Below are 18,302 nucleotides of genomic sequence, written 5' to 3' on the forward strand. Positions count from 1 at the left end.
CCTCAGCCCACGTGCGCGTCGGCCACCGAGAGCGCCTCGTCGAGCACGTCGAGGCCGGCGTGCAGGTCCTCGTCGGGGATGTTGAGCGGCGGGACGACGTGGACCCGGTTGAAGTTGACGAAGGGCAGCACGCCGCCGGTGCGCAGTGCGGCGGTGAGCTCGGTCATCGCGGGTGAGCTGCCGCCGTAGGGCGCCAGCGGCTCCCGGGTCTCCCGGTCCCTCACGAGCTCGACGGCCCAGAAGCAGCCGAGGCCGCGGACGTCGCCGACGCTGGGGTGGCGCTCGGCGATCTCACGCAGGCGCGGCCCGATGACCTCGCGGCCCAGCCGGGCGGCGTTGTCGACCATCCCCTCCTCCCGCATCGCGGTGATGGTGGCGACGGCGGCCGCGCAGGCGAGCGGGTGCCCGGAGTAGGTCAGGCCGCCCGGGTAGGCGCGCTCGTCGAAGGTCGCGGCGATCTCGTCCCGGATCGCGACACCGCCGAGCGGGACGTAGCCGGAGTTGACCCCCTTGGCGAAGGCGACGAGGTCGGGCTCGAGGTCCCAGTGGTCGAAGGCGAACCACGCACCGCTGCGCCCGAAGCCCGCCATCACCTCGTCGGCGATCAGGACGATGCCGAAGCGGTGCGTCAGCTCCCGCACCCCGGCGAGGTAGCCCGGAGGCGGCAGGTAGATGCCCGCCGTGCCGGGGATGGTCTCGAGGATCAGCGCCGCGATGTTGGTCGGACCCTCGAGGACGATCAGGTCCTCCAGGTGCCGCAGCGCGCGCTCGGTCTCCTCCTCCTCGGTGGTCGAGCCGAAGTAGCTGCGGTAGGTGTAGGCCGGCATGAAGTGGACGACGCCCTCGGCCGAGTAGTCGTTGGCGAAGCGGCGCGGGTCGCCGGTGACGTTCACGGCCAGCTGGGTCCCGCCGTGGTAGCTCCGGTAGGCCGAGAGCACCTTGGTCCGCCCCGTGTGCAACCGGGCCATCCGGATCGCGTGCTCGACGGCGTCCGCGCCGCCGTTGGTGAAGAACACCCTGTCCAGCCCGGTGGGCGTGAGCTCGGTGATGAGGCGGGCCGCCTCCGAGCGGGCGTCGTTGACGTGCTGGGGCGCGACGGTGCACAGGCGTCCGGCCTGCTCCTGGATGGCCGCGACGACGGCCGGGTGCTGGTGGCCGATGTTGGTGTTGACCAGCTGGGAGGAGAGGTCGATGAGGCGGTTGCCGTCGCCGTCCCAGACGTAGGACCCCGAGGCGGCGAGGACCGTCATCGGCTGGAAGAGCGCCTGCGCCTGCCAGGAGTGGAAGACGTGGGCCCGGTCGAGCTCGTGGGCGCGGCGGCCGGCCTCGAGGTCGGTCGCCGAGATCGGGGTGGTGTCGGTGGTCATCGGTGCGGCCTCCGGGGGTCGGGGTGAGCGGGTGGCTGGCGGACCGGCTGGCTCACGCGTTGGTGGGGAAGCCGAGCTGCAGGCCGGCGTGGCTGGGGTCGAGCCACCGGCTGGTGACGACCTTGCCGCGGGTGAAGAAGTGGACGCCCTCGGTCCCGTGCGCGTGGGAGTCGCCGAAGAGGCTGTTCTTCCACCCGCCGAAGGAGTAGTACGCCATCGGGACCGGGATGGGGACGTTGATGCCGATCATGCCGACCTCCACCTCGTTCTGGAAGCGCCGGGCCGCGCCGCCGTCGTTGGTGAAGATCGCGGTGCCGTTGCCGTAGGGGTTGCCGTTGATCAGCTGCAGACCCTCCTCGTAGCCCTCCACGCGGACCACGGAGAGCACCGGCCCGAAGATCTCGTCGGTGTAGACCGTCATGTCGGGGGTGACGTCGTCGAGCAGCGTCGGGTTGAGGAAGAACCCGTCACCCTCGGCGTCGGGGTCCACGGTGCGACCGTCGAGGACGAGGGTGGCACCGGCCTCCTCACCGGCGTCGACGTAGGCGGCGACCTTGTCCCGGTGCTCGGCGGTGATGAGCGGGCCCATGTCGCAGCTGCGGGTGCCGTCGCCGACGCGCAGCCCCTGGGTGCGCTCGCTGATCTTGGCGACCAGCTCGTCGGCGATCGAGTCGACGGCGACGACGGCGGAGATGGCCATGCACCGCTCGCCCGCGGCGCCGTAGCCGGCGCTGACCGCGGCGTCGGCCGCCAGGTCGAGGTCGGCGTCGGGCAGCACGAGCATGTGGTTCTTCGCGCCGCCCAGGGCCTGCACGCGCTTGCCGGAGGCGGTGCCGTGCTCGTAGACGTAGCGGGCCACCGGGGTGGAGCCGACGAAGGAGACGGAGGCGACCTGCGGGTCGGTGAGGAGGGCGTCGACGGCCTCCTTGTCGCCGTGGACGACGTTGAAGACACCCTCGGGCAGGCCCGCCTCGGCCCACAGCGCGGCGAGCCAGTTGGCCGGCGAGGGATCCTTCTCCGAGGGCTTGACGACCACCGTGTTGCCGGCCGCGATGGCGACGGGGAAGAACCACATCGGCACCATGGCCGGGAAGTTGAACGGGGAGATGATCGCGCTCACGCCCAGCGGCTGACGCACGGAGTGGACGTCGACGCCGGTCGAGGCGTTCTCGGTGAACCCTCCCTTCAGCAGGTGCGGCATACCGCAGGCGAACTCGACGACCTCCTGGCCGCGGCTCACCTCGCCCATCGCGTCGGCGAGGACCTTGCCGTGCTCCTCGGTGATGAGCGCCGCCAGCTCGGGCTGGCGCGCGTTCAGCAGCTCCCGGAAGCGGAAGAGGATGGCGGCCCGCCGAGACAGGGCGGTGTCCCGCCAGCCGGGGAACGCGGCTGCGGCGGCGGCCACCGCCTCGCCCACCTGGTCGGCGTCGGCGAGGGCGACCCGTCGGACGACCTTGCCGGTGGCGGGGTTGTGCACGTCAAGAGTCCGGGCGTCCGCGGGGGCGGCGACCTCCTGGCCGTTGATCCAGTGTCCGAGGGTCTGCAGTGTCATGGGACCGACCCTAGACCCGCAACGGTCCGCCCTCCACGGGTCCTGCCCCGGCCGGGGCGGGTGACAGGGCACGATGGGCGGCATGGAGCTCACCGCCGTCACCGTGCTCGTCATGGTGGCGGCGATCGTCGTCGGGGCGTCGCTGCAGCGGGTCTCCGGCACGGGGATGGGGCTTGTCGTCGCGCCCCTGCTCGCGGTGCTTCTCGGGGCCGCGCCGGGGGTGCTGCTGGCCAACGCCACGACGACGGTGTCGGCGCTGCTGCTGACGCTGGCCGTGCGCCGCGACGTCGAGTGGCGGCGGGCGCTGCTGATCGGGGTGTTCGCGGTGCCCGGTGCGGCGCTTGGGGCGCTGGTCGTCGGGAACGTGCCGGCGTCGGCGCTGCAGGTCCTGGTCGGGGCCATCGTGCTGGTGGCGCTGGGCCTGAGCTCGCTGGCGGCCCTGCTCGGGCGGTTGCCGGAGGTGCGACGGCCGTGGGTGACCCCGGCCGCCGGGTTCCTGGGTGCGGCCTTCAACACGACGGCGGGCGTGGCGGCACCGGTCATGGTCGTGCACGCGCGGCTGGTGCGGTGGGGCCAGGCCGGGTTCGCGGCCACGATGCAGCCGGTCTACATGACGATGGGTGCCCTGTCCGTGCTGGCCAAGACGGTCATGACCCCGGTGACCACGTGGACGCCGCCGTGGTGGCTGGTCGCGCTCGCCGTCGCGGCCGTCCTGGTCGGGATCGCCGTCGGGGGCGTGCTGGTGTCCCGGGTCTCGGCGTCGGCGGCCCGGCGGACGGCCACCCTGCTGGCGGCGGCCGGGGGGCTGAGCGCGGTCGTCCGGGGGGTGCTCACCTGGGGGTGAGAGGCGGTATGCCCTCGCTCGCCGCCCCCGGGTCTAGCGCGGTCGTCCGCGGGTGCTCACCTGGTCGGCGGGTGCTCACCTGGGGGTGGGAGGCGGCATACCCGCGCCTCCTGCAGAAGGGTCTAGCTGTCCTCGACCAGCCGGGCCGGGAAGCCGCCGGTGGCGACGGGTGACCAGCGGGTCGGGGTGATGCGCAGCAGCGACTTGCCCTGAGCGACCATCGCCTCGCGGTACTCCGCCCAGTCGGGGTGCTCACCGGCCACCGCCCGGAAGTAGTCGACGAGCGGCTCGACGGACTCGGGGCAGTCGATCACCTCGCACTCCCCGTCGACCTGCACCCACGCGCCGCCGAAGTCGTCGGAGAGGACGACGACGCTCACCCGGGGGTCGCGGCGGGCGTTGGTGGTCTTGGCCCGCTCGGGGTAGGTCGAGATGACGATCCGGCCTCGGTCGTCGACGCCCCCGGTCACGGGCGAGGCCTGGGGGCGCCCGTCGGAGCGACTGGTGATGAGGACGAGGTTGTGGCGCGGGCGGACGAAGTCCAGGAGCTCCTGGAGACCGACGTCGGTGGTCGTGGCGATGGTGCGTGGCATGGGGTCAGTCTGCCCGGTGGAGTCCGCGACACGCAGCGCGCTTCCGCAGGTATGTCGTACAGGTGTTCTATAGTTGGTGTCAGCAGGGGAGGACGGGAGGGGAGTCTCGTGGAGGAGATGACTGGACGTGGCGGTAGGGCCGACACCGCTCGGCCGGCGATGCTGGTGCAGGGCCTCGGGGTGAGCGGCGACGTGCCCCACGGTGCGCGGTGGCTGACGGAGGACGTCGTGCCTCCCCGGTGGCGTGACCACGCGGTCGTCGGGCTGGACGGGGTGGTCCGGGTGCGGTGGCTGCGACGTGTTGACGACGTGGACGACGTGCAGGAGGGGGTCGCCGGGGCCGAGGGTGCCGGGAGGGCGGAGGTGGCGGGGACGTCTGGGCGGGCCGAGGGCACCGAGGTACCGGTGCGTGAGCGCCCTTCCGCCGATCTGTTCGCGCTGGCAGCACCTTTCCTCGGCGGCACGTCCTCGATCCCGGCGGAGGAGTGCCTGACCGGCATCGAAGCCATGCACGTGCTGATGAGCAGGATGGCTGCGGGGCGTCTGCACGCTGCAGGCGAGCTGGCGGCTCGGGCCGCCGAGGTGCTGCTCGAGGAGGAGGGCGTGGCAGACCCGGACGAGCTGTCCAGGACCCGGCGGGAGGACTGGCGCCGCCGGGCGAAGATGACTGCCGGCCAGGAGATCGCCGCACTCACCGGGTGGGGTCGGGGCAAGTCGCGCGAGCTGGTGGCCATCGCGCTGACGCCCCGAACCACCCGTCGGGCGGTCGACCAGGCTCTGCACTCAGGGATCGCGTCGTGGTGGCAGGTCGACAAGTTCTGGAGGGACACGCGGATGCTGCCGCACGAGGACGCAGCACTGGTCGCGCGAGCGCTCTTCGCCACCGACCCCCAGGCCGCCGACGCAGCCGTGGAGCGGCTGGACCCGGAGGGCAGCCTGACGAGCGATCCCTGGCAGGACGCGCTCTTCGTCAAGGCGCTCGCCCGGGAGATCGCCCGCGCGCGGGGCGCTGACGCGGAGGCCGAGGCGAGACGCAGGGCGGCGAGGCGGCAGGAGCGCGACGCCTTCGCCCTGATCGACGACGACGGCGAGGGCCAGGTGGTGGTGAGGGGTGACGCCGCCACCTCGGCGGCGTGCGCGGACCGGCTGCACCTCCTGGCGACCACGCTGCGTCAGGGCGGGGACGGGCGCACCGTGGCCCAGCTCCGTGCAGACCTCGCTCATGCCCTCCTGCTGCACGGGGTGCTTCCCCTCGGCGGCCAGGAGGCGACCGGGGGCGTCGCGGGCACCGTCGGGGGCGTCGAGACTGCCTCCGGGGGCGTCGACGAGGGCGATCGATGGGGAGACGACCTGATCGCGCCCGAGGAGCTGGAGCGCCTGGCCCAGGTGCTCACCGGCACACCGTCGTACCACCTCCAGGTCATCGTCCCGTGGGACACCCTCACGGGGCAGCCGTGGCTCTCGGGATCGTGCGTCTGCGGGGGAGGCGGTGAGGGTACGCAGCCGACGTCCCCACCACGGTCGTCCGCGCCCGCCCGGTCTCCGGGACCACGGAGGCGTGAGGGGGTGGGGCACGTGCTGTCGAGGACCCCGGTCTTCCTGACCGGTGCAGCGCTGCGTGCCATGGCCCTGGCACCCGGGACGACGTTCTCGAGGATCCTCGTCGACCCGGCCGACGGGCGCTGCGTCGAGCGCTCGGTGGCGAGGTACCAGCCGGACCGCCTCATGCGGGAGCAGATCCTGGCGGCCGATGTCACGTCCCGCGGGTTCGGGTCGGCCACCCTGGCCCGGGACTCCCAGCTCGACCACGTCCTCGAGTACCTCGCGGGCGGGGAGACGAGCGAGACCAATCTCCAGGCGCTGGACGTGGCTTCCCACCTGCGCAAGACGCGCAAGGAGTGGGCCGCGACCATCGGCCGTCTGCGCGACGTCACCTGGACCTCCTTCTTCGGGCGCGTCTACCGCACGCGGGTCCACGACTACCGCCAGTACCTCTCCACAGGAGTGAGCCAGGTGGAGGCGGGGGAGTCGACGCACCCGGGCAACGCGGTGGGACTGCGCGCTGAGGACCGCCGGCAGCTCGCGTCCTGGCTGACCTACGCCGCACTCACCGCGCGCCAGGTCGGTGCACCCCTGGAGGCCTCCGACGACGACCCCGACGGCGACGACACGCTGCCCGGGCGGCGGCACCCGGCCGTCTGGCTGCGTCGCACCCGGGAGCGGGACGGTCGCAAGATCTCCGGACCGCGGCCGGGCACGCCGACACCCGAGCAGGTCATCTCCGTCCCTGCGTCGACCATCCTGAGGGCGGCGCACTGGACGGACCCGTTCACCGAACCGGACCCGGCCCCGCGGACGACGACCTGGAACGCGCAGGATGACCCGCCACCGTTCTGACACCCACCTCACGGACCCGCCGCAGGTATGCCGTCACGGCGCCGACGCTGACCGCCACCAAGAACGAGACCATCACGGCCGGCGGTATGGCCGCAGCCCCCTCGGTCCCCAGCATCAGCAGCATCGCGACGACGATGCTGGCACCCATCAGCGCCGAGAAGACGAGCCACGGCCCGAGCCAGAACAACCCCCCAGGCCGGCCGAGCCAGGCGCCCACACCCGTCACCACGAGGGCCGGCAGCACGATCGACAGGTCGATCACGTGGATGGGGTTCACCCACAGCCCGGCCTCGGTGAGGCTGTCGGGCACCGTCCCGGTGACGGCCGCAGGGACGAGCTCGCCCAGCCAGAGGGCTGCGAAGAGGACGCCGGTGCCCACGCTGACGCCCGCGGCGACCCGCGTCCACGTCCGGTGGGGGAAGTCGAACCCGCCGCTGCGCAGTGGCCCGACGTGCACGACCAACGCCCACGCGCTGAGCCCCAGCACAGCGACATACGCGAGGAACAGGTAGTTGAGGTGGACCGCCATCGCGTAGACGACGAAGGCGTACACGAGGTAGAGCAGGGCTCCCAGCCAGACGAGGCCGGCCCGCATGGACCCGTGCGCGTGCCGCACCGCCGCTGCGAGGAGGACGACGACCGCGACGAGGTTGCCCACGTCCTGGCCCCTGGCCTGCGTCGCCCAGTTCACCGTCTCCTGGGCGTAGACGCGGGGGTCCGTCAGCCCGGCGACGCTGCACACGAGCACCAGGAGCGAGATCGGGACCGACCAGGCCAGCACCGAACGAGCGGCCAGGCCCGTCCGCGGGCGACCCGCGACCGCGCTCGTCACGGGCGCCGACCCTCGACCGGCACCGGACGGCGCAGGACGACCGCGAGCAGAGGCCCGGCCACGATCAGGGTGAGCCAGACGATGCTGATCACGAGGATCTCGAAGACGTCACCGCGGTCCCGGCCCTGCACCACCGACACCACTCCGAGACCTGCTGCCACGGAGGCGGGGCTGGCCACGAGGACCCACCTGAGCACCCGCTCGACGCGCGACCCCGCCGACAGCGCCGGCGCCAGGCAGAGGAGGGACAGACTCATGAGCAGGTAGCCCAGCTCCTCGAGCGCGATGAAGACCCCGCCGGGGTTGTACTGCGTCAACAGCGCCCAGCCGTCCAGCTGCCCCTTCTCCAGGGCGAGCGGCATCACCGACGACTGGACGTAGTAGTCGATCAGGAGGACGGCCGCGGCGATCGTCGCCAGGCACAGGGCGATCTGGGTGTAGACCTTCCGCTCGGGCTCGACGTGCTGGTGCACGACGGCGACGAGCGCGACGAACAGCACCATGAGCACCATGGCAGGGAACATCCAGAGGTAGTCACCCGGCCACTGCGCCACGATCACCTCGTCGGTGAAGGGGTACGGCACCTTGTCCGGCAGCGCCGTGAGCGCCAGGGCGAAGGTCACCAGCGTGAGCGCCGCCGTGGCCAGGGCCACCCCGGCGCCGAAGCCGCTCCCGTCACGCGCACGCGCGGTGGACGGCGAGCTCCGGACACCTCCTGCGGCTGGAGGGCCTGCGGACCGTCCTCGGACGTCGACACCCATCTCGTGCCTCCTAGCACTACTACACAGCGTAGCACCAGAGGTCTCGGGTCAGCTGTCCTGCGGGCGTTCCAGGACGTGCGTGCGGGCCTCGGCGTAGCGCTCCCGGACCCGCGCGCCGTCGCCGCCCGGACCCGGCTCCACGAGCACGGTCTCGTGCAGCGGCCAGTCGGGGGGCGGGGCCTGGGACGTCGCGAGCACCCAGGCGGCCTGCCGGGCGGCGCCGTTGGCGACGTACTCGTCCGGCGTCGGCACCAGCACCGGCGTGCCGAGCACGTCGGCGAGCGCCTGCCGCAGGGTCAGCGACCGGGCTGCGCCACCCACGAGGAGGAAGCGCCGCGCCAGCACCCCCTCGGCCGCCAGGGCGTCCACCGCGTCGGCGAGCAGGCAGGCGATCGACTCCACGGCCGCGCGGGCGAGGTGCGCGGGCGTCGTGGTGCCGAGGGTGAGCCCGTGCAGGGAGCCCGTGGCCAGCGGCAGGTTGGGCGTGCGCTCACCCTCGAGGTACGGCACGAGGACCAGCCCGCCCGCGCCCACCGGAGCCTGGGCAGCCAGGGTGTCCAGCCCGCTCACGTCCGTGCCCAGCAGGCGGGCGGTCGCGTCGAGCACCCGCGCGCCGTTGAGGGTGCACGCCAGGGGCAGGAAGCGGCCCGTGGCGTCGGCGAAGCCGCTCACCAGGCCGCTGACGTCTGCGGTACCCCGGTCCGTGACCGCGGACACCACCCCCGACGTGCCGACCGAGAGCACCACGTCACCGGGGCCGGCGCCCAGGCCGAGCGCGGCCGCGGCGTTGTCCCCCGCCCCGGGGCCGAGGGGTATGCCGTCCGCGCCGGCTCCGCGTGCGGCGGGTCCGCGCGCGGCGGCGCCGGCGTCGAGCCTGCGTCCCCTGGTGGTCCCGGGGCTGTCGGCCGGCCCGAGGACGCGCGGCAGCCCGACGTCCCGACCCAGGACCTCTCGGACCAGGTCGGGCAGGTATCGGCCGGCCGCCGGGTGCCAGTAGCCGGTGCCGGAGGCGTCGGACCGGTCCGTGGTCAGGTCGGCGAGCCGGCCGGTCCCGCGCAACCGCCAGGTCAACCAGTCGTGGGGGAGGGCGACTGCCGACGTACGGTCGGCGTGCTGCGGCTCGTGCTCGCGGAGCCACGCGAGCTTGGTCACGGTGTAGGACGCGACCGGTACCGAGCCGGTGGTCGTCGCCCACCAGGCCGCCCCGCGCTCCTCCACCAGACGCTCGGCCTGCGGGGCGGAGCGGGTGTCGTTCCACAGCAGCGCCGGGCGGACCACCTGCCCCGCCTCGTCGAGCGCGACCATGCCGTGCTGCTGCCCCGCCACCGAGACGGCTGCCACGTCATCCAGGCCGCCCGCCTGCGCGACCGCCTCCCCGAGCGCCCGCCACCAGGCCTCCGGGTCCACCTCGGTGCCGTCGGGGTGGGCGGCACGCCCGGAGCGCACCAGGTCCCCGCTGGCGGCGTCCCGCACGACGACCTTGCAGGACTGGGTGGAGGAGTCGATCCCGGCGACGAGCGGCATACCTCAGACGGCTCCGAGGAGGTGGCGCAGGGCGAGCTGGTTGAGGTGGACGTGCGCGTAGCCGCGCGAGCCCAGCCGCTCGGACTCCTCGAGGATCTCCACGCCGAGGTCGCCCTCGGTCCGGAGCAGCGAGGCGGGCGACTCGCCCTCGTCCAGGGTCGGGCGGGCCAGCTCCTCGAGCCCGGAGGCGCGCATCGCCTCCTGCACCTGCGGGTCGGCGCGGAACGCGACGGCCCGCTCGGCCAGGAGCGAGTAGGCCTCCATGTTGGCGGCCGCCGACACCCACACCCCCTCCAGGTCCTCGGTCCGCGAGGGCTTGTAGTCGAAGTGCCGGGGGCCGTCGTAGCGCGGACCGCCGCCCGGGAAGCCGTTCTCCAGCAGGTCCACCGTGAAGAACGCCGACAGCAGGTCGCCGTGCCCGAACACGAGGTCCTGGTCGAAGCGCGGCCCGTGCTGACCGTTGAGGTCGATGTGGAAGAGCTTGCCCTGCCACAGCGCCTGGCTGATGCCGGCGGTGAAGTTGAGCCCGGCCATCTGCTCGTGCCCGACCTCGGGGTTGAGCCCGACGATGTCCCCGTGCTCGAGGGTGGAGATGAAGCCCAGGGCGTGGCCCACCGTCGGCAGGAGGATGTCCCCGCGGGGCTCGTTGGGCTTGGGCTCGAGGGCGATCCGCATCCCGTAGCCGCGCTCCTTGATGAACGACGCGACGGCGTCGACGCCCTCGGCGTAGCGGTCCAGCGCGGCCTTGTGGTCCTTGGCGCCGTCGTACTCCGCCCCCTCGCGGCCGCCCCACATCACGAACGTGGCCGCTCCCAGCTCGGCACCGAGCTCGACCTGGCGCAGCACCTTGCGCAGGGCGAGCCGGCGCACGCCGCGGTCGTTGCTGGTGAGGGCGCCGTCCTTGAACACCGGGTGGCTGAAGGTGTTGGTGGTGACCATCGGCACCGTGAGACCGGTCTCCTCCAGCGCGGTGCGGAACCGCGCCAGCGTCGCGTCCCGGTCGGCGGTGGAGGCTCCCAGCGGGACGAGGTCGTCGTCGTGGAAGGTGACGCCGGAGGCCCCCAGCTCGGCGAGGCGGTGGACGGACTCGACGGGGTCGATCGGGGCGCGGGTCGCGTCACCGAACGGGTCCTGGGCGGACCAGCCGACGGTCCAGAGGCCGAAGGTGAACGGGACCTGGGCGAGCGTGGTGGGCACGAGAGCCTCCTTGGTTGGTTGTGCGTCAAAACTATCCAGTCGCAGGCTCGCGCGCAACCCCACCGTCACCGTTGCGAAATCGTTATCGATAACGTTTGACACGCGGCGCAACTAACTGGCAGATTCAGGCTACGGAACTCACTCGACGCTGAGGAGCATGACCATGAAGATGACCCGCGCACTGAGCCTGATGGCCTCGGGAGGCCTGGTTCTCACTCTCGCCGCCTGCGGCGGCGACGGTGGTGAGGAGGTCGACGAGGGCGGGTCGACGGGTGGGGGAGCCGCCGCCGGCGACACGACGATCACCTGGTGGCACAACTCCAACACCGGGGAGGGGCTGGAGTACTACCAGCAGCTGGCCGACGACTTCGCCGAGGAGAACGGCATCACCATCCAGGTCGAGGCGATGCAGCACGAGGACATGCTCACCCAGCTCGACGCGGCCTTCCAGGCCGGCGACGCCCCGGACATCTACATGGAGCGCGGCGGCGGCGAGCTCGCCGACCACGTGGAGGCCGGGCTGACCCGTGACCTCACCGAGGACGCCGCGGAGGAGATCGAGCTGCTCGGCGGCACGGTCCAGGGGTGGACGGTCGAGGACCGGGTCTACGCGCTGCCGTTCTCCGTCGGCGTCGTGGGCTTCTGGTACAACACCGAGATGTTCGAGGAGGCCGGGATCACCGAGCCGCCCGCCACCTGGGACGAGATGTACGAGGCCATCGACCAGCTCAAGGCCGCCGGCATGGAGCCGATCTCGGTCGGGGCGGGCGACGGCTGGCCGGCCGCGCACTACTGGTACCAGTTCGCGCTGCGGCACTGCGCCGAGGACGTGCTCACCAGCGCCGTCCAGTCCCTCGACTTCTCCGACCAGTGCTTCATCAGCGCCGGGGAGGACGTCGAGCGGCTGATCGCCGCCGAGCCGTTCAACCGCGGGTTCCTGTCCACCCCCGCCCAGTCCGGTCCGACCAGCGCCTCGGGCCTGCTCGCGACGGAGCAGGTGGCGATGGAGATGCAGGGCCACTGGGAGCCGGGCGTGATGGCCGGCCTGACGGAGGACGGCGAGGGGCTGGGCGACAAGCTCGGCTGGTTCCCGTTCCCGCAGGTCGAGGGTGGCCAGGGTGATCCCGAGGCCCAGCTCGGCGGCGGCGACGCGTGGGGCGTCTCCGCCGACGCGCCGGACGAGGCCGTCGACTTCGTGCGCTTCCTGCTCTCCGACGAGGTCCAGAGGGGCTTCGCCGAGCGGGACATGGGCCTGCCGACCAACCCCAACGTCGGCGACGCGGTCCAGGACCCGGCACTGGCCGGTCTGCTCGAGGTGCGCGACAGCGCCCCCTACGTCCAGCTCTACTTCGACACCGCCTTCGTCCAGTCCGTCGGCGGGGCCATGAACGACGCGATCGAGCTGATGTTCGCCGGTCAGGCGACCCCGCAGGACATCGTGGCCGACACCCAGGCCGCGGCGGACTCCGCGGGCTGACCGCCCGCCTGACGATGACCGTCCTCCCCGTCGCCCCCCGGGCGACCACGGATCCCTCCGCCGGCCGCGCCTCGCGGCCGGCGGGGGCCCGGGGTCGCGACTGGCGCATGGCGCTGGAGATCGTGGGCTTCACCGCCCCGGCCCTGCTGCTCTTCGCCGTCTTCGTGGTCTGGCCGATCCTGCGTGCCGTCCAGTTCTCCGTCTACCGCTGGAAGGGCTTCGGCCCCCTCGTCGACTTCGTCGGCCTGCAGAACTACGTCAGCGTGCTCACCGACGACGTCTTCACCGGTGCGGTCGGGCACAACCTGCTCATCGTGGTGCTCTCGATCCTCGTGCAGCTGCCGCTCGGCCTGGCCATCGCGCTGCTGCTCAACCGCCGGATGCGCGGTCAGGGCGTGCTCCGGACGATCATCTTCGTCCCGTACGTGCTGTCGGAGGTCATCGCCGGTGTCGTCTGGTTCCAGCTGCTGCAGCCGGGCCGCGGCGTCGTCGAGACGCTGCTCGGCACGGTCGGTCTCGAGGGGCCCTTCCAGGGGTTCCTCGGCACCCCGGAGCTGGCCATGCCCACCCTCATCGTGGTGCTGACCTGGAAGTACGTCGGCCTCGCGGTCCTGCTCTTCCTCGCCGGCCTGCAGGGCGTGCCGGCCGAGCTCTCCGAGGCGGCCCAGATCGACGGGGCCACCTGGTGGCAGACCCAGTGGCGGGTCACCATCCCGCTGCTCGGTCCGACCATCCGGATGTGGGCCTTCCTGTCGATGATCGGCTCGCTGCAGCTCTTCGACATGGTGTGGATCCTGACCGGCGGCGGACCCGCCAACGCGACGACGACCATGGCCACCTTCCTCGTCAACGAGGGCACGAAGCGGCAGAACTACGGCATCGCCGCCGCCGCGTCGGTCGTCCTCTTCGTCATCGCCCTGGTGATGGCTCTCCTCTACCAGCGGTTCGTGCTCCGGCGCGACACCGACGACGCCGACGTCGTCCGGGGGGTCCGATGAGCGCCGTTCCCGTCACCCGAGGCTCCCGCGAGGGCAGCGGCCGCCGCGAGGGCGGCGTGCTGGTCTACCTCGCCGCGCTGCTCGTCGTGATCATCACCCTGGGCCCGGTCCTGTATGCCGTGCTCGGCGGCTTCCGCAGCAACGCGCAGCTGGCCGCCGACCCCGCCGGCCTGCCCGACCCCTGGCTGCTGGACAGCTACCGCCGCGTCGTCACCGAGGGCGCCTTCTGGACCTATGCCCTCAACTCCGTGGCAGTGGCCGTGATCACCACGGTGGTCACCGTCGTCCTCGGCCTGATGGCCGCCTACCCGCTGGCCCGCTACCAGTTCCGGTGGCGCGAGCCGCTGTTCATGGTCTTCGTCGTCGGCCTGCTCTTCCCGGCCACCGTCGCGATCATCCCGCTCTTCATCCTCGTCACCCGTGACCTGAGCCTCGGCAACACCTGGTGGGGCGTCGCGCTGCCCCAGGCGGCGTTCGCGCTGCCGATGACCATCGTCATCCTGCGCCCGTTCCTGATGGCCATCCCGCGCGAGCTGGAGGAGGCCGCGACCGTGGACGGCGCCTCACGGCTGCAGTTCTTCTGGCGGATCCTGCTGCCGCTGTCGGCGCCGGGCGCGATCACCGTCGGGGTGCTGGCCTTCGTCGGCTCCTGGAACGCCTACCTGCTGCCCCTGCTCCTGCTGCGGGGAGACATGAAGACGCTGCCCCTGGGCGTGGCCGACTTCTCCTCGCAGTACTCCTCGGACACCGCCGGCGTCTTCGCCTTCACCACGCTGGCGATGATCCCCGCGCTGATCTTCTTCCTCGCCATGCAGAAGCGGATCGTCAGCGGCCTGCAGGGCGCGGTCAAGGGCTGACCGTCCTCGACCGCCCCTGACCCGCCCGTGACCCTGCCGACCCGCCCGGCCCCCCCACACCTCCGCCCAGAGAGACCTGCCCCATGAGCCAGACCACCGCGCAGCCCGACACCAGCACCAGCACCGTCGCGGTCCCCGAGGACCCCACCGACGTGGCGGGCCTCGTCGCGTCGATGACCCTGGAGGAGAAGCTGGCCCAGATCGTCGGCTTCTGGGACAAGGGTGACGGTGACGCGGTCGCGCCGCTGCAGGGCGCCTTCGTCGAGCCGAAGAGCCTCCACGACGTCGCCGCCTCCGGACTGGGCCACCTGACCCGGGTCTACGGCACCCGGCCGGTGGACCCGCTCGAGCGGGCCCGCTGGCTGTGGGACTTCCAGCGCTGGATCGTGAGCAGCACGCGGCACGGCATACCGGCGCTGGTCCACGAGGAGTGCCTGACGGGGCTGTCCGCGTGGGGCGCGGCCACCTACCCGACCCCGCTCGCCTGGGGTGCCACCTTCGACCCCGACCTCGTCACCGAGGCGGCGGCCCTGGTCGGCCGCTCGATGCGGCAGCTCGGTGTGCACCAGGGGCTGGCGCCCGTGCTCGACGTCGTCCGCGACCCCCGCTGGGGGCGGGTCGAGGAGGCGATCTCCGAGGACCCCTACCTCGTCGCCACCGTCGGGACCGGGTATGTCGTGGGCCTGCAGTCCGCAGGGATCCACGCCACCCTCAAGCACTTCGTCGGCTACTCCGCCTCGCAGGCCGGGCGCAACTTCGCCCCCGTCCACGCCGGGCCGCGCGAGCTCGAGGACGTGCTGTTGGTGCCCTTCGAGATGGCTGTCGTCGAGGGCGGCGCGCGGTCGGTCATGCATTCCTACAGCGAGATCGACGGCGTCCCCGTCGCCGCCGACCCGACCCTGCTCACCGGGGTGCTGCGCGAGCGGTGGGGCTTCGACGGCACCGTCGTCGCCGACTACTTCGGGGTCGCCTTCCTCGCGCTGCTCCACCACGTCGCCGCGGACCTCGGCGACGCCGCCGGTCAGGCGCTGCTCGCCGGCGTCGACGTCGAGCTGCCCACCGGTGACGCCTACCTCGGCCCGCTCGCGGCCGCGGTGCGCTCCGGTGCGGTCGACGAGTCCCTCGTCGACCGGGCCTGCACCCGGGCGCTGGAGCAGAAGGCCGAGCTCGGGCTGCTCGGGGCCACCTTCGAGGACGAGCCGCCGACCGAGGTCGACCTCGACGGTCCCGAGCACCGGGCGCTCGCCGCCCGGCTGGCCGAGGAGTCCGTGGTGCTGCTGTCCAACGACGGGACGCTCCCGCTCGCGGCTCCGCGCCGGGTCGCGGTCCTGGGCCCGAACGCCGACCGGCTGGCGGCCCTCCTCGGCTGCTACGCGTTCGTCAACCATGTCATCCCGCAGCACCCCGGCACCGAGCCGGGCATCGAGGTCCCGACGGTCCTCGAGGCGCTCACGGGCGAGTGGCCGGACGTCCAGGTGCGGTTCGCACGAGGCTGCGAGGTGGACTCCGACGACGTCACCGGCATCGAGGAGGCGGTCACCGCGGCGCGGGAGGCCGAGGTGGCGGTCCTCGTCGTGGGTGACTCCTCGGGGCTCTTCGGGCGCGGCACCTCCGGGGAGGGCTGCGACCGCGACGACCTCGAGCTGCCGGGCGTGCAGCGCCGCCTCGTCGAGGAGGTCGTGGCGACCGGCACCCCCGTCGTCCTCGTCCTCGTCACCGGGCGCCCCTACGCCGTGGACTGGGCCCTGGGCTCGTGCGCCGCCGTGGTCCAGGCCTTCTTCCCGGGCGAGGAGGGCGCCGGCGCGGTCGCGGGGGTGCTCTCGGGCCGGGTCAACCCCTCCGGGCACCTGCCGGTCAGCATGCCGCGGTCGGCCGGCAGCCAGCCCTACACCTACCTCCACCCCGCGCTGGGCGGCGACTCCGACGTCACGAACCTCTCGAGCCGACCGGCGCTGCCGTTCGGGCACGGGTTGTCCTACACGACCTTCGAGCTCACCGACCTCGACGTCCTCGCCGGCTCGACCGCCGACGACGTCGTCGTGCGGGTCCGCGTGCACAACACGGGGGACCGCCCCGGGGACGACGTCGTCCAGCTCTACGCCCGCGACCTGGTGGCCTCCGTGACACGCCCGGTGGCCCAGCTCGTGGGCTACGCCCGCGTCCGGCTGGCCGCCGGTGAGTCCCGCACCCTGACGCTGCGGGTGCCGCCCTCCCGCCTCTCGTTCACCGTCCGCGACGGGCGGCGGGTCGTCGAGCCTGGGGAGGTGGAGGTGTGGGTCGGCGACTGCGTCACCGACCGCCGCCAGCTGCGCACCGTCATGCTGACCGGCGGCGTGCACGAGGTGGCGCTGCACGACCCGCGCCGCACCACCGTGGAGGTCGGGACGGGGATCTGACGCCTCGCGGGAGCGTCCGTGCCGGGACCGGCGAGGCCGGTCGACAGCCGCCCCGGCCGGCCGTAGTCTCCGCTGCGTGACTCCTGTGCCGGTGGACCGCGCCGACGACCCGCGGACCGGCTGATGCACGTCGAGGTCGAGCACACGCCCGGCAGGGTGACCTTCACGCTGGAGCCGGGCGCCGCCGAGCGCACCGGCCGGCGCGTCGAGCTCGCACGCCGCAGCGCCAGCTTCCTGCTCGACGTCCCGCCGGGGCAGGTGCACCCGGACCTCCTCGTCGTCAGCGCGCTCCTCTGCGCCCGCCCGTGGGTGCACCGGTCCACCCCCTTCTCCTGCTCCGTCCCGGCGAGCCGGGAGCTGGCCGACGCCGTCCGCTCCGGTCCTCGGTTGAGGCTGGCGCACGTGGGGGAGGGCTCCCCCCGCCCGGCCCCGCAGGACGGTAGCCCCGGCCTCTGCTTCAGCGGGGGCACGGACAGCGTCGCGGCCCTCGTCCTGATGCCGGGCACCACCCAGAGCTACCACCTCTCCCGGCAGACGCCGGAGGACGAGCGTCGGGCCACGATGATGGACGGACGGGCGGCGTTGCAGTCGTGCGAGGTCCTGCGGCGGCACAGGCGCCCGGTGACCGTCGTGCCGAGCGACGTCGAGTACCTCCGGAACCCCACGGGTTTCCCGCACGACCTGACCACGGCCGTCCCCCTGCTGCTGCACGCCGACGTCCGCCGCCTCGACGCCGTCGCCTGGGGCGCGCCCCTGGAGGCCACCTACCGGCTGCAGCGGGGCCGGTACCGCGACTACGCCCAGTCGCCGTTCGTCGCCGAGTGGGGACCGGTGCTCGACGTCCTGGGCCTGCCCGTGTGCGTGCCGGTCGCCGGGGTGTCGGAGGTGGTGACCAGCGCGATCGTCCACCAGCACCCGCTCGGGGAGGCCGCCCAGTCCTGCGTGCGCGGCCCCCGCCTGGGGCGCCCGTGCGGACGGTGCCCCAAGTGCACCCGCAAGACGCTGCTGGCCGCCACGGTGAGCGGCAGGTGGCCCGGCGACAGTGCGCTGGAGCGGCAGTGGCGTGATCGGGAGGCACGTCAGCACCTCCTGGCCGAGCCGATGAAGGTCGAGCCGGTGCTGGCCCACGGCGTGCACCGCTACCTGGCCCAGGGCGGTCGCAGCGACCTCCTGCGGCTGGTGGCGGCCAAGGCCGGCCCCGATCCGCGCGACTGGCTCGTCCGCTCCTACGAGCCGGCGCTCCAGCTCCTCCCGGAGCGCTACCGCCCCGCCATCACCGAGGAGGTCCACCGGTTCGCCCCGCCCATGAGCGCGGACGAGGAGGCGGCCGTCCGCGCCTACGACGTCACCGTGCCGGACGACCGGCGGGCCGCCGCCCAGGTCGAGCTGGAGCGCTGGATGGCGGCGCACCCTCCTCGTGATCGGGCGCGCCGGGCCTGGAACCGGGCGCGCCGCGAGGTGCGCGCCCGGCTCGGGCGGCGCCGGTCGGCACCGGCGCGCTGACCCG

14 protein-coding genes are annotated in these 18,302 nt (G+C 73.1%); 7 read left to right on the top strand and 7 right to left on the bottom strand.

What is annotated here, in order from left to right:
- Positions 1-2 precede the first annotated feature (2 nt).
- Positions 3-1,367, bottom strand: a complete 1,365-nt coding sequence (locus D4B81_RS05010) for an aspartate aminotransferase family protein (protein ID WP_122261355.1) — start codon at positions 1,365-1,367, stop codon at positions 3-5.
- Between the two features lie 52 nt (positions 1,368-1,419).
- Positions 1,420-2,913, bottom strand: coding sequence for a CoA-acylating methylmalonate-semialdehyde dehydrogenase (locus D4B81_RS05015; protein WP_122261446.1), 1,494 nt, complete (start codon positions 2,911-2,913; stop codon positions 1,420-1,422).
- A gap of 88 nt (positions 2,914-3,001) precedes the next feature.
- Here D4B81_RS05015 and D4B81_RS05020 point away from each other — a divergent pair, with 88 nt between their 5' ends.
- Positions 3,002-3,763, top strand: coding sequence for a sulfite exporter TauE/SafE family protein (locus D4B81_RS05020; RefSeq protein WP_237565819.1), 762 nt, complete (start codon positions 3,002-3,004; stop codon positions 3,761-3,763).
- A gap of 122 nt (positions 3,764-3,885) precedes the next feature.
- On the opposite strand, the gene D4B81_RS05025 is transcribed toward D4B81_RS05020, so the two are convergent.
- Complete coding sequence (locus D4B81_RS05025) at positions 3,886-4,356, bottom strand: PPOX class F420-dependent oxidoreductase (RefSeq protein ID WP_122261357.1); 471 nt, start codon at positions 4,354-4,356, stop codon at positions 3,886-3,888.
- A 108-nt stretch (positions 4,357-4,464) separates the two neighbouring features.
- Between D4B81_RS05025 and D4B81_RS05030 the strand changes: the two genes are divergently transcribed.
- Complete coding sequence (locus D4B81_RS05030) at positions 4,465-6,753, top strand: hypothetical protein (protein ID WP_161964989.1); 2,289 nt, start codon at positions 4,465-4,467, stop codon at positions 6,751-6,753.
- Here the strand turns inward: D4B81_RS05030 and D4B81_RS05035 are convergent.
- Genes D4B81_RS05035 through xylA form a run of 4 tightly spaced genes read right to left on the bottom strand, consistent with a single transcriptional unit; the run spans position 6,686 to position 11,067 of the window.
- Positions 6,686-7,585 carry a hypothetical protein gene (locus D4B81_RS05035; protein ID WP_122261359.1) on the bottom strand — a complete coding sequence of 300 codons (900 nt, stop codon included), beginning with the start codon at positions 7,583-7,585 and terminating at the stop codon, positions 6,686-6,688. The two genes, D4B81_RS05030 and D4B81_RS05035, sit on opposite strands and share 68 nt — an antisense overlap.
- Positions 7,582-8,346 carry a hypothetical protein gene (locus tag D4B81_RS05040; RefSeq protein ID WP_237565820.1) on the bottom strand — a complete coding sequence of 255 codons (765 nt, stop codon included), beginning with the start codon at positions 8,344-8,346 and terminating at the stop codon, positions 7,582-7,584. The genes D4B81_RS05035 and D4B81_RS05040 overlap by 4 nt, the downstream gene beginning before the upstream one ends.
- 48 nt (positions 8,347-8,394) lie before the next feature.
- Positions 8,395-9,870 (bottom strand): xylulokinase, encoded by a 1,476-nt coding sequence (gene xylB / locus D4B81_RS05045; protein ID WP_122261361.1) that lies wholly within the window; start codon positions 9,868-9,870, stop codon positions 8,395-8,397.
- A 3-nt stretch (positions 9,871-9,873) separates the two neighbouring features.
- On the bottom strand, positions 9,874-11,067 hold the full coding sequence (gene xylA, locus D4B81_RS05050; protein ID WP_237565821.1) for a xylose isomerase: 1,194 nt from the start codon (positions 11,065-11,067) through the stop codon (positions 9,874-9,876).
- 163 nt (positions 11,068-11,230) lie between these two features.
- On the opposite strand from xylA, the gene D4B81_RS05055 reads away from it, so the two are divergent.
- From D4B81_RS05055 to D4B81_RS05075, 5 genes are all read left to right on the top strand, one after another.
- A complete protein-coding gene (locus D4B81_RS05055) occupies positions 11,231-12,544 on the top strand; it encodes a sugar ABC transporter substrate-binding protein (protein ID WP_122261362.1) in 1,314 nt (437 codons plus the stop codon).
- A gap of 14 nt (positions 12,545-12,558) precedes the next feature.
- The gene (locus D4B81_RS05060) at positions 12,559-13,542 is read left to right on the top strand and encodes a carbohydrate ABC transporter permease (protein WP_122261363.1); all 984 of its coding nucleotides are present in this window, start codon (positions 12,559-12,561) and stop codon (positions 13,540-13,542) included.
- Positions 13,539-14,399: a carbohydrate ABC transporter permease gene (locus tag D4B81_RS05065; RefSeq protein WP_122261364.1), complete on the top strand. Its 861-nt coding sequence runs from the start codon at positions 13,539-13,541 to the stop codon at positions 14,397-14,399. The genes D4B81_RS05060 and D4B81_RS05065 overlap by 4 nt, the downstream gene beginning before the upstream one ends.
- Positions 14,400-14,482: 83 nt before the next feature.
- Complete coding sequence (locus D4B81_RS05070; protein WP_122261365.1) at positions 14,483-16,795, top strand: beta-xylosidase/alpha-l-arabinosidase; 2,313 nt, start codon at positions 14,483-14,485, stop codon at positions 16,793-16,795.
- Positions 16,796-16,918: 123 nt separating this feature from the next.
- Positions 16,919-18,298 carry a DUF6395 domain-containing protein gene (locus tag D4B81_RS05075; protein ID WP_122261366.1) on the top strand — a complete coding sequence of 460 codons (1,380 nt, stop codon included), beginning with the start codon at positions 16,919-16,921 and terminating at the stop codon, positions 18,296-18,298.
- Positions 18,299-18,302 lie beyond the last annotated feature (4 nt).

This window comes from Ornithinimicrobium cerasi, from assembly GCF_003702705.1.
In the GTDB taxonomy this organism is placed as follows: domain Bacteria; phylum Actinomycetota; class Actinomycetes; order Actinomycetales; family Dermatophilaceae; genus Ornithinicoccus; species Ornithinicoccus cerasi.

Bases quoted from the DNA above. Each gene is read 5' to 3' on its own strand.
- D4B81_RS05010 (WP_122261355.1), bottom strand. From the start codon at position 1,367: ATGACCACCGACACCACCCCGATCTCGGCGACCGACCTCGAGGCCGGC.
- D4B81_RS05020 (WP_237565819.1), top strand. From the start codon at position 3,002: ATGGAGCTCACCGCCGTCACCGTGCTCGTCATGGTGGCGGCGATCGTC.
- D4B81_RS05025 (WP_122261357.1), bottom strand. From the start codon at position 4,356: ATGCCACGCACCATCGCCACGACCACCGACGTCGGTCTCCAGGAGCTC.
- D4B81_RS05040 (WP_237565820.1), bottom strand. From the start codon at position 8,346: ATGGGTGTCGACGTCCGAGGACGGTCCGCAGGCCCTCCAGCCGCAGGA.
- xylB (WP_122261361.1), bottom strand. From the start codon at position 9,870: ATGCCGCTCGTCGCCGGGATCGACTCCTCCACCCAGTCCTGCAAGGTC.
- D4B81_RS05055 (WP_122261362.1), top strand. From the start codon at position 11,231: ATGAAGATGACCCGCGCACTGAGCCTGATGGCCTCGGGAGGCCTGGTT.
- D4B81_RS05060 (WP_122261363.1), top strand. From the start codon at position 12,559: ATGACCGTCCTCCCCGTCGCCCCCCGGGCGACCACGGATCCCTCCGCC.
- D4B81_RS05065 (WP_122261364.1), top strand. From the start codon at position 13,539: ATGAGCGCCGTTCCCGTCACCCGAGGCTCCCGCGAGGGCAGCGGCCGC.
- D4B81_RS05070 (WP_122261365.1), top strand. From the start codon at position 14,483: ATGAGCCAGACCACCGCGCAGCCCGACACCAGCACCAGCACCGTCGCG.
- D4B81_RS05075 (WP_122261366.1), top strand. From the start codon at position 16,919: ATGCACGTCGAGGTCGAGCACACGCCCGGCAGGGTGACCTTCACGCTG.